Source organism: Natronoarchaeum rubrum, from assembly GCF_024494695.1.
The window spans coordinates 525,004-541,248 of the sequence record NZ_JANHDP010000004.1 but is presented as its reverse complement, the minus strand read 5'-3'; the positions used below and the strand labels follow the sequence as shown (position 1 = coordinate 541,248).

Here is a 16,245-nt window from a genome sequence, read left to right as displayed (position 1 = left end):
CTTCCGAAGTTAGGATTCCAGATCAGGAGCTGATTTTTCGGGCCTTGTTTCCCGAATCTCATCCTTAATCGACTCCACTGAAAGTGGATCAATCGTCTGTCGTACTCCTGAACTGGTGTAGAGGATGCTCACCGAAACAGCACGCTCAGGATACTGTGCGGTCACGACGTGGTAGTAGACGCTGAGTTGCTTCCGATATTCGTCCTCGGCGTGGCGTCCACGGTCAGTCTTGTAGTCGACGAGTTCCACTTTATCAGACGTGACGTGAACGAGGTCAACGATGCCCGAGATTGTCACTTGCTCCCCGTCGACGGTTAGCGGGAGATACGCCTCCTCTTCGATCAGCAACTTACCATCCAGACTGTCGAGGAAACGCGCAACAGTCTCCTCATCATCGTTCTCTGGGTCTACATCCTCCCCCAGAGCGTACGCCTCTGCGAAGTCGTGGACCTTCGATCCGAACTCGATACCCTTCCCGTCGTCGACATCCTCGAAGACGCTGTCTTGCATCAAGGTGTGAGGCGTATACCCAGTCGGGCCATCTGGCGTGGGAGTATCGATCTGGAGTTGTGTTTGCGTCGTCGTATCGACTTCTGGTTCCTCTGGGTCCGGAACAACCGACTCGATGTCCACAGGCAGCTCGTCGAGGAACGTATTCGCCTCCTCGCCTGAGGTGAAGACGACGTGGCTCTCAGCGCGCGTGATCGCGACGTACAGTAGCCTGCGCTCCTCGTCGTAGTCTCGAGGAAGGCACTTCCGTAGAATATCCGAGCGCCAGTTATCGTAGACGTGGGGCATGCCGTGAGCGTCATCTGAATACTCTTTGCGCTGGCGCAGCCCGACCGGATCTTGATACGAGATCGTTCCACTACTCCCGCCACCTGGCGGGAAGCGACCGCTGTTCATATTCGCGAGAATGACGATCGGATACTCCAGGCCCTTTGCAGAGTGGATCGTCTGGACCGTCACCGAGTTCTCCCCAGCGCTCGCGCTCACCTCGTGCGTGGCGCCGTCCTCGATACCGCGTTCGATGAATCGGATCAGGTCGCCCCGCGTCATCGTGGTCGCATCGTGGACTGACTGGATCGTGTGCAAGATGACGTCTGCCGTTGGCCCGGTGTAGCCATACTGAGTGAATACACGTCGTGCAACAGCGCCGAGCATCTCCAGCTCGCCCAGCTCATCCCGGAAATCGACCATGTTCTCGGGATACGTCCCCTCTTCGAGCACTTGCTTGATCTCATCGAGCGTGTAGCCCGCTTCTTCGAGGACGACTGCCCAGCCACGGTCGAGATCGTCGTCGAGGATCCGAAGCCACGCGAGCAGCAGTTTGGCTGGATCAGTTCTGAAGAGTTCGATCCCGCCCTCGTATGCCATCGGGAACTCGAACTCGTCGGCTACCTGCAACAGCTCGCGACCGAAGTCACGCGTCCGCGTCAGCACTGCGATGTCGCGATACTCCGGCGTCCGAAGTGCCCCATCGTCGGCTTCGACCTGATATTCGTCGTTCCCGACGATCTCCTGGATCTTGGTCAGGATCGCCTCGTGTTCCTCCTCACTCTGGATCGCCTCGATCTTCGATTGCTCGTGGTCACTGTTCGATTGCAGGGAGACGATTCGATCGCGGGTTTCCTCGACGTCGACGTCATCGCTGCTGGTCGCAGGAACGAGCAGGCCGTGTTCGGAAAAATCCAGAATCTCCTGAGTCGATCGGTAGTTCTCGATGAATTTGATGGTCGTCACGTCGTCCGTATCGAACGCCACCCGATCAGCGTCGTGGTTTAGCTCCTCTGCGAACCGGTCCAGCCGATCCTCGAATTCGACGATGTTGTCCACTTCGGCGTACTGGAAGCCGTAGATACTCTGTTTCCAGTCACCGACGACGCAGACGTTGTCCGTACCGGCCAGCAGGAGCGCGAGCTTGAACTGGATCTCGCTGGAGTCCTGGAACTCGTCGACCATTACGTACTCGAAGCCGACCTCCTCGCGGAGGTCGGGATCCTCGCAGAGCAAGACGAATGCGAACAACTGGAGGAAGCCGAAATTCAGGTAATTCCGACGCAGTGCGAACTGGAGGTACCCGTGATAGATGTCGTGGACGAACTGCTTTAGCTCGCTCCGATCTTCGTCGAACGCGTAGCGTGCAACCGTCTCTGGGACTTGCTTCTCATCCCCTCGTATCTCGTCCTTTTCGGGCGCGTCCGGGAGATACAGCTTGTTTTTCCCGTAACGATTCAGCTTCGATCGGAGTTTTGATTGCTTGCTGCCGCCGTTTCGCGGTTCGTTAACCTCGTCGAACAGCGTTTTGAACGCCTCGAAATCACCGTCGAGGTGGCGTTCGCCATCGCGATACCAGCCATCGTCCGTCGGAAACACGCCCTTTGCGGCGAGTTCCTCGATGAGGCCTAGTAGCTCGCCAGGATCGGACAGCGCCCGAAAGAGATCGTCGTACTCGGGGTGTTCGTCGCTGAACGTGTCGATGAACTCGCGAAAGAGCGCGCTCTCGACAATGTCGTCGTCGACGAGCCTCGTCGAGCCGGTGATCGAGTCGTCGATCCCGAGGTACTCGGGCGCCCTGTGACCGTGTTCTTGCAGAAGATCGTGACACAGCGAGTGGAACGTCTGGATCGGCGCGTCGGCGAGCTCACGCATCCCGTAGTGGCACTCGCCGACGATCCGCTCTTTCATCTCGGTCGCCGCGTTGTTCGTGAAGGTGACCAGCAGGACGTCCTCCGGTTCGACGCCCGACTGGTTGACGATATTCGCGTACCGTCGCGTGACGGCGAACGTCTTTCCAGTCCCCGCGCCAGCGTCGACGAGGCAGAGGCCCTCGGTGCTCTCAATCAGTTCTCGTTGCTGGTCGTTTGGAGTAGGTTCAGTCATCAGTTTCGAGCAAGAGATCGCGGTTGTCTACGCGGCGGTAGTTCGGTTCACCGGCGAGTCCCTCAATAGGGAAGCGCTCCTCGCCCCGTCGTCGATGATTTAGCTCGTCGATGCGTTCGTCGACGAACTCCTCGAACGCGTCGAGGTCCTCCTGGAAGTAGTTGTGTCGGCGAGTGTTGATCAGCCCGCGCATGAGCTGTTCACAGCCCTTCGTGACGTACTTGTAATCGCCAATTTCGTCTTTCATCCGAGCGACCAGTGTCTGGCCGAATCTCGATTCGATGAATTCGTCGCTGTCTCGCGTGTCCGGTAGTTCTGCTGCCTCGAAGACGGCGCTGTAGTCCTCGTACTCGATCTTTCCGAGGATCTTTTGGCACTTGCTGTAGCCGTTCTCTCGTAGGTCCTCGAACGTCTCACGCGACCAGGCGAACGACTCGAAATCGCCCGGATAGTACGTAACCGTGGTCAGCGTCTCGTCGAGGTCGGCGTCGCCGGCGACGACATCGTCGAGCGTCTCGAGGAAGTGGAAGAACGTGAACTCCAGTTCCTCGTGGGGCTGTTGGGTTCGCCAGTGAGTGAGATACAACAGCGCCTGGAAGTTCGGCGTGTCGCTCGGCGGATCGATCGCCGAGTTCTTTACGACTTGGGAGGCTCGCTTCAGGCTCCCGCTTTTGTGGTCGACGAGCCTGTGTGGGCCGTGAACGAGGTCGATCTTCCCTTTCAGCCCGAGGTCGTCGTTCTCGAACCAGCGCTCGGTGATCGGCGTCTCGATCTCGCGGTCGAAGTGCTCGGCGAAGATATTTTCTCCCCAGCCCGTCTCGGCCGTGAGGAACGACCCATCTGCAGGAACGTTCTCGTCCAGGAAGTCACAGATCGTTTCGAGGCCGACGCGATACTTCGTCCGCCGCGTCTCACGGTCGACGCGCCTGACGAACGGTCGGGTCTCTTTGAGCATCATGTCCACGACGTCGTCGATCATCGATGCGTCAACGGCATCGGAATGTGCGACGTAGAACTCCGCGAAGTCGTGGAACAGGTTTCCCTCTTTGAAGTAATCCTTGTCAGGGCCATCGACGATGCGGCTGAAGAAGTAATCGCGCGGACTGTTGACGTAGGTGCTGAGACTCGATTGGCTCACCGTCTCGATTTCGGTCGTCGTCGCGTCGATCGACTCCTTTTCGAATCCGTCCGTTCGGCCCCACGATGAGCGCCCGTTCCGTACCGAGTTGAGATCGCTAAACTGGTCGAACTCCTCGTCGAGGAGTTCCTCGAAGTACAGACACGGCGTGACCGGAGAGCCACCGGACGTATCCTGTACGAGGTAGTACTGTTCGGCACCGCTCTGGAGCAACAACTGGAACTGCTGGATGTTCCTCGTATACTGTGCGTCACGGTCAACCCACGGCCGACGAGGATCTGCGTGCGTCCAGTCCTCGTCGAGTCCGAGGAAGAACACGGTCGGTCGATCGACGTAGGCAGCGGACTTCGCATCGGCCAGCAACACGCCATCGTTCTCCCGATCCACTGGAACTTCGTACGACTGCAAGTAGAACTCGAGCCGATCAACGGCGTCCTCCGTGACGTGTTCGTCATCAAGGCATAACGTCGCTAGCTCGTCGCGGAACGCATCGAGTGATCGCTCAGTGCGTTCTTCGAACGCGTTGATCGCCTGGTCGAACGTCTGGGATTCGACCGACTCACAGAACTCCAGTACCCACTCGACGACAGGACTGTCGAGGTCGTGCAGCCGTTTCTCATCGTGTTCAACGTCGAGATCGATACCAAGTTTCCTCAGCACGGGTTTGACGTCACGGACGCGTGTATCTCTCCCGCGGTGTGCGAGGCGAAGTAACTGGCAGAACGTCCGATGGTCCGGATCGTCGTTGAAACCTGGCCCACCGTAGAAGGGGATATCGGCCGCTTCGAGTGCAGATTCTACCAGCGTGGAGTACGCACTGCCGCGGTCGAGTACGACGGCGATGTCGTCCGCATTGTCCATCGTGATGCTGTCGACAAGCGTCTCGATAATGGCTGCCGTCGAGTCGAAGAGTCGGAACGGCGGATACTCGAACGCTTCCTCACAGAAGGGGCTAAACGTATCGTACGTCTCCGGGAAGATCGACCGTTCGAGCGTCGTGAACTGATCTTCTCCGACGACTGCAACGTCCTGCCCGTCTTCGATGCGGTACTCGGTCAGCCGTTTCGACGTCGTTTCCAGCCCCTCAATGTACGTCACCGCTTCTCGGGTTACGTCGTCGGCATAGCTCTCGTACTCGAGGACGGAATCGACCTGTCCCTGGTGCTCCCAGCACTGGATGATGTTCCCGATAGCGTAGGCACTCCGTTTCCAGTCGAGATCGCTCCGCTCGACTAGTTCGAGAAAGGCAGTTCGATCCTCCGCCTTTTCGATCCTGCCGGCGGCGAGCCGTCGTGGCGTCGTCGCAAAGGTTCCCAGATGCGGCCGATCGAGTCGCCGGTTCAACGCGCTGGCAAGCGGCGCGTCAGGAACAAGAACGAGATCGTACTCGGCGACCTGCTCGTACAGATCGTCGAGTGGTTTTGCCCGCGTGATTGACACTCTGTAAAGAGACAACCAAACCCAAATAAAGGTATCTGAGGAGATTTTCCGCGGGCCTGATAGCTGAGACTTTTACCAGAATTGAGGCGAGAATGCCCCTTCCTCAAGGAGACACACACCTCATTCAGAATGAGATTTCTTTTGGAGTCGCTCTCTAAGGGCTGCTCTGCTCCCATTCACGAAGGTCTCCGCATGGTGCCCCAATCGGAGGTTGCTACAACAAACTTCCGTCAATCCCAGTAACGGTACGATCACCAGCCATTCAGTACGCTCACAAGAGCCGGGCCAAACTACATTACCGGAACCATGGTTCGTTCAACCATGGCAAAAATATTCGCATCTCCCGCGAACTACACACAAGGCCGTGACGTCGCTGCGGAGATCGGAACACATGCGGAGGATCTCGGGAACAGCGCCGTCCTCCTTGCCGACGAAATTGTGCTGGACATCGTGGGTGATCCCGTCACGGAGAGTCTCGACGACCACGGATTCGCCACCGAGACGATGGAGTTCAGTGGCGAGTGTTCGGAACAGGAGATCGAACGCGTCGCCGACCAGACGAATGAGTACGGGAGTGACGTTATCGTCGGCGCCGGCGGGGGCAAGGCACTCGATGCGGCCAAGGCGGTCGCAGAACAGCTCGATATCGCCATGGTCTCGATGCCGACCATCGCGTCGACAGATGCCCCTACAAGTTCGCTCTCGGTGATTTACACTGAACACGGAGAGTTCGAAGAATACTGGTTCCACTCGACGAACCCGGAACTTGTCCTCGTCGATACGGCAATCATCGCGGCAGCACCGACCCGGACGTTCCGGTCAGGTATCGCCGACGCGCTTGCAACGTGGTTCGAGGCCGACGCGACCTACCGCTCGCACGGGGAGAACATCCTCGGTGGGGCCTCAACACGGGCCGGTCACGCGCTTGCCGAACTCTGCTATGATACGTTGCGCCGACACGGTGTTTCGGCCGTCAATGCAGTCGAGAACGACGCCGTGACCGAAAGCGTCGAAGCCGTGACCGAGGCGAACACACTCCTCAGTGGCCTCGGATTCGAGAGCGGCGGGCTCGCGGCAGCCCACTCGATCCACAACGGACTCACGCAACTCGAGGCAACCCACGACGCGACCCACGGTGAGAAGGTCAACATCGGCACTCTTGCCCAACTTGTCCTCGAGGGTAAGGACGACGAATTCGTCGACGACGTCATCGAATTCTCGCTCGACATGGGGCTGCCAGTCACGCTCGTGGACATCGGTCTTGACAATCCCACGGAAGAGCAACTCGAGACGGTCGCCGAGGCGGCCTGCGTCGAGGAAGAGACGATCCACAACGAGCCGTTCCCAGTCGAGCCTGCGATGGTCCGGGACGCGCTGGTGACCATGAACTCGCTCGGCGAACGCCACAACTCTTGATGGAACGTGAATAGGTCCTGCACAGTCGCGCAAGATACAGAGTGCGACTGTACGAGATTCGGCTCGATTTTCATACAGTGTGCTCGTTCAGTACAGGGGAAGCACACAGCAATGTAGAGCACCGGCTAACGACATCGTGTCAGAAACCGCCTGCGAGATACCGAAGACGAGTATCGAATATGGGTTATGGTTTCAACGGGAGGCTCGTTCTGCCGTTCGATCGCATGACTTCTCTGTTGCGGTCGGGCCACTCCAGCAACCGATCACGTAGTAATTCCCCGTCGGCTGTTTCCGGATCATACCCACCGACCGTAGCGGTGATCGTCAAAACCACCCAGCCGCCGTACCCGAGAACTACAGTCACACCGGTCAGTATGATAACCGAGACGCACACCCTCACAAAGCGCTTTCTGAACCGCACATCTGAACTACTCGCTTCGTCCATTGTTGTCACATTACTAACTATATTGACCAGTGTCAAAAATATATCGTTTCTTCTCTTGATGAGACAGTGCCTCATTCGCGTGGGATCTCTCGCACGACTATCAGACCTCCTCATTGAACTGAGAGAGTTCTCGACGGTCGATACGCAGTTCTAACACACGACTGTTCCAGCGGGAAAGGTGTCGAACTAACAGGGTTTCAACAGAGACAGAATTTTCGAGAATTCGGATATTCACCACTTAGACGTCGCTCAAACCCAGTCTGAGTGATTCACGGTTCGAGGACAACGCGGAACCGGGCCTCGTTTTCGATCATTCGGTTGTACGCTGCGGCGACATCATCGAGTGGGTAGGTCTCGATTTGCGGTGTGATATCGCGCAGAGAGCTGAATTCGAGTGTGTCTTGGGAGTCACGGGCATGACCCGAAGCCCATCCTTCGACACTCCCTCGCGTCCCGACAAGGTTCTGGACGTCGACCGTGACCGGTTCTCCGGGGACACCGACGATAACGACAGACCCGTCCGTCCCGATACCACCGAGAATCGACTCGATTGCGTCACTAGATGGTGCAGTCCCGAGGATGACATCTGCACCACCGAGATCTTGCAGCCGTTCGGCTGGGTCTTCTTTGGAGGCGTCGACGAAGTGATCGGCTCCCAAATCTCGTGCGAGATCCTCTTTGTCGGGTGACCGCGAGAGTGCGACAGTCTCGAATCCAGCCGCGTGGGCGTACTGAATTCCGAGATGGCCGAGACCGCCTACACCTTGAACGGCGACGAGATCCCCCGGCTGAGCGTCAGTGTTGCGTAGCGCGTTGTACGTCGTCACGCCGGCACAGAGCAACGGTGCAGCGTCGGCAGCGTCGAGATCTTCGGGGATTGATGCTAAGGCTTCTGACGGGACAGTCGTGTATTCAGCGTATCCGCCATCATAGGTGATACCGGTGACTTCAGCGTTCTCACATTGCTGGAAATCCCCACGGCGGCAGGCATCACAAGTAAAGCAGTGGCCGCCGTGCCAGCCGACCCCGACGCGATCACCCGTCGACCAGCTCTCAACGTCGTCGCCGACGGCATCGATCCGTCCGGCAATCTCGTGCCCCGGGACGTGGGGATACGAAAGTCCTGGATATGTGCCTTCCTTTGCGAATGCGTCACTATGACAGATTCCGCAGGCTTCGACTGCTACTCGAACCTCATCAGGAGCTGGTTCGGGAACCTCGCGTTCGACGAGTTTGAAGTCTGCGCCCGCTTCCGGAAGGACAGCTGCACGCATGGTGTCTGGCATCAATACCATATGGGGGCTGATTCAGGATAAATCGGGTGCCCTCGGTACCGCCTGTTGACACTCTTGGAGATCGCTAGTGCCTCTTTAGCTGAATACAGGCGCTAAGCCCCCGTCCTCAACGCCCGAGCGAAGTGAGGGCGTAGGGCGGGGATACAGCGCCGTCATCATCTGTTCATACACTGTTCTGTTGCAGGACCACAGGCCAACGCGATCGTCAATCTTATACGCATAAATGCGCATAGTGTGTATGTGGTGAGACGGAAGAATATTACCATCCGAGAGGACCAAGCCGAGTGGGTAGAGGAAAACCATCTCAACCTCTCGTCGTTCGTCCGTGACAAACTCGACGAACTCATCGAGAAACGAGAGTAACGGATGTACTACGCCTACAAATACCGCCTCAAGCCGTCCAACGCTCATCGAGAGGAGTTGGACCGCCACCGCGATATTTGTAGGCAACTCTACAACCACACGCTCTACCGCCTCAACGAGTACCAAGATGAACACGGTGAACTGCCGTCCATGACCACGCTACGGTCGGAGCTCCCCGACCTCAAGCAGTGGTGGGACGGCCTCTCGGGCGTGTACTCGAAGGTTCTCCAAACCGTCGTAGAACGGCTGTTCGACAACCTCAATGGACTCTCCAAACTCAAGCACAAGGGCTACGGCGTGGGCCAACTCAAGTGGAAGCCACCACGGGAGTTCCGCAGTTTCACGTATAGTCAGTCTGGCTTCGAGCTCGACAAGAAGGGCGGTCAGACTGTGCTGTCACTCTCGAAAATCGGAGACATACCGATTCGGCTCCACCGCGCCATCCCTGACGACGCGACACTCAAGCAAGTCACGGTCAAGAAGGAACCGAGTGGCGAGTGGTTCGCCACGTTCGGCGTCGAAATGGACCGCGACCCGCCCGAACCGCCCGAGAATCCCGAGAAATGTGTCGGCATCGACGTAGGGATACGCAACTACGCCCACGACACCGATGGAACGGCGGTCGGGTCGCTTGACCTCACCGACGAGCGTGAACGCTTGGAACGCGAGCAACGGAAGCTCTCGCGGAAGCAACACGGGTCGAACAACTACGAGACACAACGCCGACGAGTCGCGGAGTGTCACGCCGACCTCCGACGGAAGCGCCGCGACTTCTTGCACAAACTCTCGAACTACTACGCTCAGGAGTACGACCTCGTGGCGGTCGAAGACCTGAACGTGAAGGGGATGATGGAGTCGCCGTCGAACAGCCGCAACACGGCGTCTGCCGCCTGGCGAACGTTTCTCTCGTTGCTCGAATACAAGTGCGAACGCGAAGGGACGCACTTCGTCGCGGTCAACCCGAGAGGGACGACCAAGGAGTGCGCGTCGTGCGGCGTTTCGACCGACAAGCCATTGTGGGTCCGTGAACACTCCTGTCCTTCCTGCGGGTTTGAGGCAGACAGGGACGCGAACGCGGCGTGGAACATTCTTTCTCGCGGCCTCGAAGACGTAGGAGTGGGACACTCCGAATCAACGCCTGTGGAGACTGCGCTCCTTACGGACACCGATTCGGTGTCTGCAAAGCGCGTCGTAGAAACAGGAAGCCCCACCCTCAACGAGCGAACGGCCTCAGCCGTGAGCGAGTAGGGTAGTTCACCCGTGAAACGCTAGCCACTCAATCTATAGCGTCCCTCGGTTAATTATAGGAGTTCACTACTCTCCTTCACTCCGCGCTACCGCATCAGTTGAAACACGGGCACCCGCGAGAGTTACCAGTTCCTCTGAGGGCCGGAACGCAGAGGCGATGTGACTCCGGGGCTGGCCATCGCGACCTGTGTCCTGAAACGAGGGGGATAAAATGACAGATTGCAGACATACTGATCACAGTTTGCAGTTCGGTCGTATAACATTGTGGCGCGTTGCCTATTTTTTCGGCGCCTGCACGGGTGCAGGCGCTCATCAGAGTGCCTGCGTGAGAATTCAGTGACGACGACGACCAACGGTCAACTGGGAGATGCACAGCAAGCCCTCGAATGGTGGCTCTGCAGCCACGCCGAAGCGGGCGTTCCAGAACTCGCTCTCATCGAGGTGCTTCGAACATACGCGGATACGATCGAGCAAATCGGCTACGTGCCGCGGTCGTGGGGCCCGACCGACCAGCCCAAACAATTCCGCAGGAGGAATCGAGAACAATGACGGGAGCGTTCTTGCAACGACTCGCTTCTCGGCTGCATCGCCAACGATCGTACGTCTACGAGTGCCGTAAGTGCGGGACGTCAGTTCCTGATGAACATTCGGCGTGCCCGTACTGTGAGCAGACGGAGATCGTCGTCTACGATGTCTCCTAACGCTCCTGTCTGATCGCCTGTTTTTCCCCCAGTTCTACCAGCGGAAAGCCAGTCTAGAGCAGTTCCCACCATCAAATCATGAGTTGCCCATTAAAACAGTTAGAGACGACCAGTAGAGTGATCAAGCGCGCCCAGTACGAAGCCTTCGAGTTCACGATTGACGGCGATGGCGTTCTCGTCAGAAATACCAGTCACGCAAATCCCGACGAACATGAGTACGTCGTGAGCATCGAGAACGGGCTTCCAACCGAGTGTGAGTGCCCAGCCAACGCGAGCTACGACGGTGCCTGCAAACATCGCGTCGCTGTTGCGATCCGAAGGCCGATTCCCACTGCAGCCGTTGACCGACAGCTCGCTGCTGATGGCGGACCATCGCTTTCAGCAGATCAACCACAGGGGACGGACGAGCTTGGAGAGAGATCGAGAGAGACACCGTCGGAGGACTCCGCAGTTGAGTCTTCACAGGCATCAGAGAACGAGCAAGTCGATGACGATGAGGCGTGTGCCGAGTGCGAGAAGCTCTCCACTGACTTCCCATGCTGGGAGTGTGTCCGTACTGGTCGTCGTAGCCTTCCCAGTGGCGACGTATAGACCGACTCTCCAACAGCTATCCAGACCGCACGCCAGTTTTTATCGCCCCCTGACGGGTGCGGGGCGTTCTGAAGAATGTCCTGCGAGAGTGAATACAATGTCACTAAGAGATGTCTACGAAACTGGCTTCGACGAAGACGACGGAAAGACGATCAACCAGACACGCTGTGACGAATGCGGTGGATCCCTTCGAACTGAGGGCGGCGAAACGGCCTGTACTGAGTGTGGATTAGTCCTGGCAGACAGTCACATCGACCACGGTGCGACGCCGCGGACGTTCGAGGATGGAGAGTCCAAACGCGAGCAGACGGGGGCGCCGATTACTCCGGCGAGACACGATCGTGGCCTTTCGAGCGAGATCGGTCGGTACAGAGATGCGAACGGAAACGCACTGTCGCCGAAGAAACGACGGCAAGTGAGTCGATTCCAGCGAGAACACAACAGGGCGCGCTGGTCGAACAAGAAGGAGCGAAACCTCGCAACGGCCTGTCTCGAGATCGCGCGGCTCACGAGCGCCCTCGAGTTGCCGTACTCGGTCCGCGAACGCGCGAGTCGCCTCTACAGAGACGCAAGCTCGAAGGACCTAATCCAGGGGCGATCCATCGAAGGGATCGTCGCAGGTTGTCTGTACGCGTCGTGTCGCTGTGGCGGGTACACGCGAACGATCGAGGAGATCGCAGGCGTGGCGAACTGCGGAGAGGAAGCGATGAAAAACGGGTATCGCGTGCTGAACAAAGAACTCGGCCTGAAAGCGCTCGTGCCGACGCCGAAGACGCTTCTCCCCCGACTCATCGCCGAGTTCAACGTCCCGAACGACGTACAGTACAGAGCAAACGAACTTGCAGAGGTTGCAACGGAGTCCGGGATCGCAAACGGCTGTCAACCGTCTGGCGTCGCTGCGGCGTGTCTCTACCTCGCGAGCAGGGAAGCCGAACGCTCGATATCCCAGGCCGACATCGCGACGGTTGCTGGGACGAGCCCGGTGACACTCCGGAAGCGCTACACGGAACTCGAAGACGAACTGGCCTGAGAACCAGATTCTCTGCGGGATGGATCGTCGAATAGTCGACGATCCTCATGGACTATTGGGATAAAAATACGAATATATGACTATTGGTTTTCGAAAGCGAATAAGATTATTCTACTTGCTAGAAGATGATAGAATAGGAATGCTTATTCCGATTTGCTCTTCGATATGAGTGGGCACTGTCGTCTGATTCGATCCGTGGCGTCTCGGTGACGTCCGTATCAAGTTTCTGCGGCTCTCCGCCCGTACGCATGTCTGCTACGACCTCCCCTCAGCCACAGCTGAACCGATCCGGAACCGACGGCGACGATCAGGACCGTCCTCGCTCTCGACGCGCCCTCAGTGCCCGCTCGATCATCGGCGCCGGAATCCTATTGAGTATCATCGCCGTTGATCCCGTGCTCGCCCAGACCAGCGGCGAAGCGTTCTGCGAGACGGACATGGCGCTGACGATCAAGAACGTCTTCTCGATCATCCAGTTCGGCGGCCCGCTGATCGGCGGCGTCGTCGCGCTTGGCACGACGGTCGCGATGACGACCGTCCGGCGCGCCGATCTCAAAAAAGAGATGAAGGAAGCGCGCAACCAGGCCGTCGTCTGGGGCATCATCGTCGCCCCGCTCGGCACGGCGATCGTCCAGTTCATGCTCAACAACGTCGTCGTCGGCGCGACGAGCTGTGGGTTCTGACCCGATGGCTCGCGCCGTCACGGCCTGTGTCGTCGTTTGGATGCTCGCGGCCCTCGGAGGAATTCCCCTCGTCAGCGCCGACCCGCCCGCGGAACCCGACCACGGCGTCAACGAGACCACTTTCCCGTTGCTCTGGTCGGGTGACACCGACGGCGAGATAGGCAATACGACGGATGGGGACGTACCCTCCACAGCCGAGGGCGAACTCGCGGCGTATACCGATATTCCGTTCGCAGAACCGCCCGAAGCCGTCGACCCGTGGAACCGCGGTGAGCACACCTCGTTTCCAGAGACGTCCCGCGATACCTCGATCCACCCTGAACATGCCGACCTAGAGAACGGCGTGTTCGTGAAAGACGCCTACGTCGAGATATTTGCAGTCGTTCCATCAACTCGAGCGAGGCTCGACCCCGACGAGACGTCGCTGTACGTCGCCCCCGAGGGACAGGTGCTCGCGACGACCGACTACAGGGTCGAGATGCCAGCGACGCGTATCGACAACGAGACGCGCACGACGTGGTCGGTCGGCGATCACAATATCGACGAAACGCGCTTGCTCGTCGACGGCGCTGTCGAGTCGACGCAATCCGGAACCCACACGCCGACGCTCTCCTTCGACGACCTCGGCAAGTACGAGGGACAGGAGCACACGCTGACCGTCGAGACGGATATCTCCGTGACGCTCAGTCGTACGACCGAGACGTGCATCGATGGGGACAACGCGAGCGTCTGTGAGCTAGAGCGTTCTACTATCGAGTACCCCTCCGAACGCCGGACTGTCAGCACCGACCTCGACGTTACGGTCCATAAGCCCTCCATCGCGGGAACGCGTACGCGCTACCCTAACGGCGACCTCGGCGTCGCCGTCTTCACGAGCGATCCGTGGCGCGGCTTCACCGTGGGAGATACTACGGTTACGGGCGTCTGGCAGTTCTACTCCGCACGCAATCCGGCCTGGGATCGGCTCGTCCACAGCACCGACGGCGCCGATCGAGTTCGACACTCTCCGATCCATCCTCTCCAGGTCAGCGCGTTTCCGAGTGCGACCGGGCCGAGTGCGACGCCCCGAGCGACGAGTACGCTGCTGGATACCTACGGCATCGAACGCGATCCCCCCGAACTCTCCGAAGACGTCGCCCTCGACGTCGTCACCGACCCCTACACGGCGAGCTACGGTATCGTCGCGCGGATCGAGACCGACGAGGACGTTCCCGAGACGCTCACGAGTACCGGACTTGTCAGTGGCGTCGAAGTGGACCACTCGATCGATTCGTTCTACGAGGTCCCGACTAACGAAAGCGCGCTCTCGCTCGCGGTCGAGAACGCAACCGACGAACAGGTCACGATCACCGTCTCCCTCGAGGACGCCGCGACAGGCAGACCGATCAACACTACCGACGAGAGAGATACGATCGTCGTCAACGGCCAGCAGGTCGATACGGATGCAGACGGCACTGCGACGCTCACGATGCCCCGCACAGCGGGCGGGATCACGGCTCGATACGAGCCAGGTCCGTGGTGGCGAACGCCTCAAGCCTACGTCAGCGATACGGACACCGTCTACGTCGAGGGCGGCGCGATTGCGCTGCTCCAGATACTGTATCGAATGGCGATTCCGATCGCGTCGATCCTCTTCGGCGTCTACCTGCTCGAACGAACACTCGGCTGGCGAATCCTGCGCTCTCGGAGGCCCTGAGGATGAGCGCCCTCTCCGAAGCGATCGTCAACGCCCTCGAAGAGTTTCTTCGTGTGCTCTTTGGGCCGATCACGGGCCTCATCGAACGCTACGCCAACGACCTCGTTCGCGTCGTCGTCGAGACACCCCACCCAAACGCCGTGTTCGGCGAGCCGACCAACGGCGTCTGGCCGGGGATCTACGAGTACTACTGGGACGCGATTATCCCTCTTTCCTTACTTCTGTGGGGGCTGATGATCGGGCTCGTCATCCTGCTCGAATCGATGAGCTACCTCTTCAGCAATTACCACCGCTCCAAGCTCAAAAAGCGAGCCGTCACCGGGTTGTTGGGCATCCTCTCGTGGTGGTGGATCGCGGCGCTGTCCCTGCAGTTCATCAGTGGCCTCGCCGGATTCTTGGTGCCCGACCTGAGCAACATCACGCTCTTCGAGACGCTGTCGTTCGGTGCGCTCGGCGTTCTCGGCCTGTCGCTGACGCTGATGATCGACTTGGCGTTGTTCCTCATCCTGGCGTTGATCTACTTCACGCGCCACGTCGTGTTGTACCTCTTCGTCCTGATGATGCCGCTCCTCTTGGTCTTCTGGATTCCGGGCGTCGGCCCCTTCTCGCTCATGTCCGGGTTCATGAAGCGACTCGCCGGCTTCTACGTCCCCTTCCTGTTCATGACCGTCCCCGTCGCACTGTTGTTCCGACTGGGATCGATTTTCGGCCAAAACTTCGGTCTCTCGATGGGCGGCCTGGGCGCGTGGGTGACCGCACTCGTGATTCCCTTCGCGGCGCTGGCTTCGCCGATCATCCTGTTTTGGCAAGCAGGTGCGCTCTTTTTCGCTGGTAACCAGATGGCCCATCGAACGTCCAGACGCAAAGCGGCGTCCCGCGTCCAGAGTGCACAGGGTCACGGCCAGACCGCGGTCCACGGCGGACAGAACTTCGCCCGCGGCCTTCGTGGTGAGCCAGCTCGACAGCCGGACGGTCAGACCACCTTCGGTTCCGGCCAGTCACGAGCACACGCAGCTGGGTCGCGATTGAATGCGACTGGAACGCACCTCCACGACGCGTATAGCGCTCGGCGCTCTGGGGGCGGCTCTCCGTCTGGGTCGTCGTCAGGACAGAGTGTACAGGGCCCGGATGCGCACGACTCTGGGTCATCACCGAATAGCGCCGCTTCCACTGGAAACACGCAGCGTGACCGACTTGCCCTCGAGCCGCCATCGGAGCACTTCGACACACTGCGGAACAGGAACCAGCTCCCAGCAAAGCCGTCCTCGCAACGAGACGAGACTGATCGCTCCCCGACCGAGCGCAGAGACGATTGA

Annotated in this window: 11 protein-coding genes; 7 read left to right on the top strand and 4 right to left on the bottom strand. The window is 58.9% G+C overall.

Annotated elements, in window-relative coordinates; translation table 11 throughout:
• Positions 1 to 9: 9 nt before the first annotated feature.
• Positions 10 to 2,883: a UvrD-helicase domain-containing protein gene (locus NO931_RS13490; protein ID WP_256392854.1), complete on the bottom strand. Its 2,874-nt coding sequence runs from the start codon at positions 2,881 to 2,883 to the stop codon at positions 10 to 12.
• Complete coding sequence (locus NO931_RS13485) at positions 2,876 to 5,461, bottom strand: PD-(D/E)XK nuclease family protein (RefSeq protein WP_256392853.1); 2,586 nt, start codon at positions 5,459 to 5,461, stop codon at positions 2,876 to 2,878. The genes NO931_RS13490 and NO931_RS13485 overlap by 8 nt, the downstream gene beginning before the upstream one ends.
• Positions 5,462 to 5,782: 321 nt before the next feature.
• Here NO931_RS13485 and NO931_RS13480 point away from each other — a divergent pair, with 321 nt between their 5' ends.
• Positions 5,783 to 6,877 (top strand): glycolaldehyde reductase, encoded by a 1,095-nt coding sequence (locus tag NO931_RS13480; RefSeq protein ID WP_256392852.1) that lies wholly within the window; start codon positions 5,783 to 5,785, stop codon positions 6,875 to 6,877.
• Between the two features lie 184 nt (positions 6,878 to 7,061).
• Here NO931_RS13480 and NO931_RS13475 read toward each other — a convergent pair whose 3' ends face one another.
• Both NO931_RS13475 and NO931_RS13470 read right to left on the bottom strand, forming a co-directional pair.
• On the bottom strand, positions 7,062 to 7,322 hold the full coding sequence (locus NO931_RS13475; protein WP_375142066.1) for a hypothetical protein: 261 nt from the start codon (positions 7,320 to 7,322) through the stop codon (positions 7,062 to 7,064).
• Positions 7,323 to 7,591: 269 nt separating this feature from the next.
• Positions 7,592 to 8,596 carry an alcohol dehydrogenase gene (locus tag NO931_RS13470; protein WP_256392894.1) on the bottom strand — a complete coding sequence of 335 codons (1,005 nt, stop codon included), beginning with the start codon at positions 8,594 to 8,596 and terminating at the stop codon, positions 7,592 to 7,594.
• A gap of 387 nt (positions 8,597 to 8,983) precedes the next feature.
• Here NO931_RS13470 and NO931_RS13465 point away from each other — a divergent pair, with 387 nt between their 5' ends.
• The 6 genes from NO931_RS13465 (at position 8,984) to NO931_RS13440 (ending at position 16,245) form a co-directional block, all read left to right on the top strand.
• Entirely contained in the window at positions 8,984 to 10,228 is a 1,245-nt protein-coding gene (locus tag NO931_RS13465) for an RNA-guided endonuclease InsQ/TnpB family protein (RefSeq protein WP_256392850.1), read from the top strand.
• Between the two features lie 779 nt (positions 10,229 to 11,007).
• Positions 11,008 to 11,520 (top strand): SWIM zinc finger family protein, encoded by a 513-nt coding sequence (locus tag NO931_RS13460; protein ID WP_259371525.1) that lies wholly within the window; start codon positions 11,008 to 11,010, stop codon positions 11,518 to 11,520.
• Between the two features lie 97 nt (positions 11,521 to 11,617).
• Positions 11,618 to 12,550 (top strand): transcription initiation factor IIB, encoded by a 933-nt coding sequence (locus NO931_RS13455; protein WP_256392893.1) that lies wholly within the window; start codon positions 11,618 to 11,620, stop codon positions 12,548 to 12,550.
• A 371-nt stretch (positions 12,551 to 12,921) separates the two neighbouring features.
• Entirely contained in the window at positions 12,922 to 13,233 is a 312-nt protein-coding gene (locus NO931_RS13450) for a hypothetical protein (RefSeq protein WP_256392848.1), read from the top strand.
• Positions 13,223 to 14,929 carry a DUF8186 domain-containing protein gene (locus NO931_RS13445; protein WP_256392847.1) on the top strand — a complete coding sequence of 569 codons (1,707 nt, stop codon included), beginning with the start codon at positions 13,223 to 13,225 and terminating at the stop codon, positions 14,927 to 14,929. Before NO931_RS13450 ends, NO931_RS13445 begins: the two co-directional genes overlap by 11 nt.
• A 2-nt stretch (positions 14,930 to 14,931) precedes the next feature.
• Entirely contained in the window at positions 14,932 to 16,245 is a 1,314-nt protein-coding gene (locus tag NO931_RS13440; protein WP_256392846.1) for a TrbL/VirB6 family protein, read from the top strand.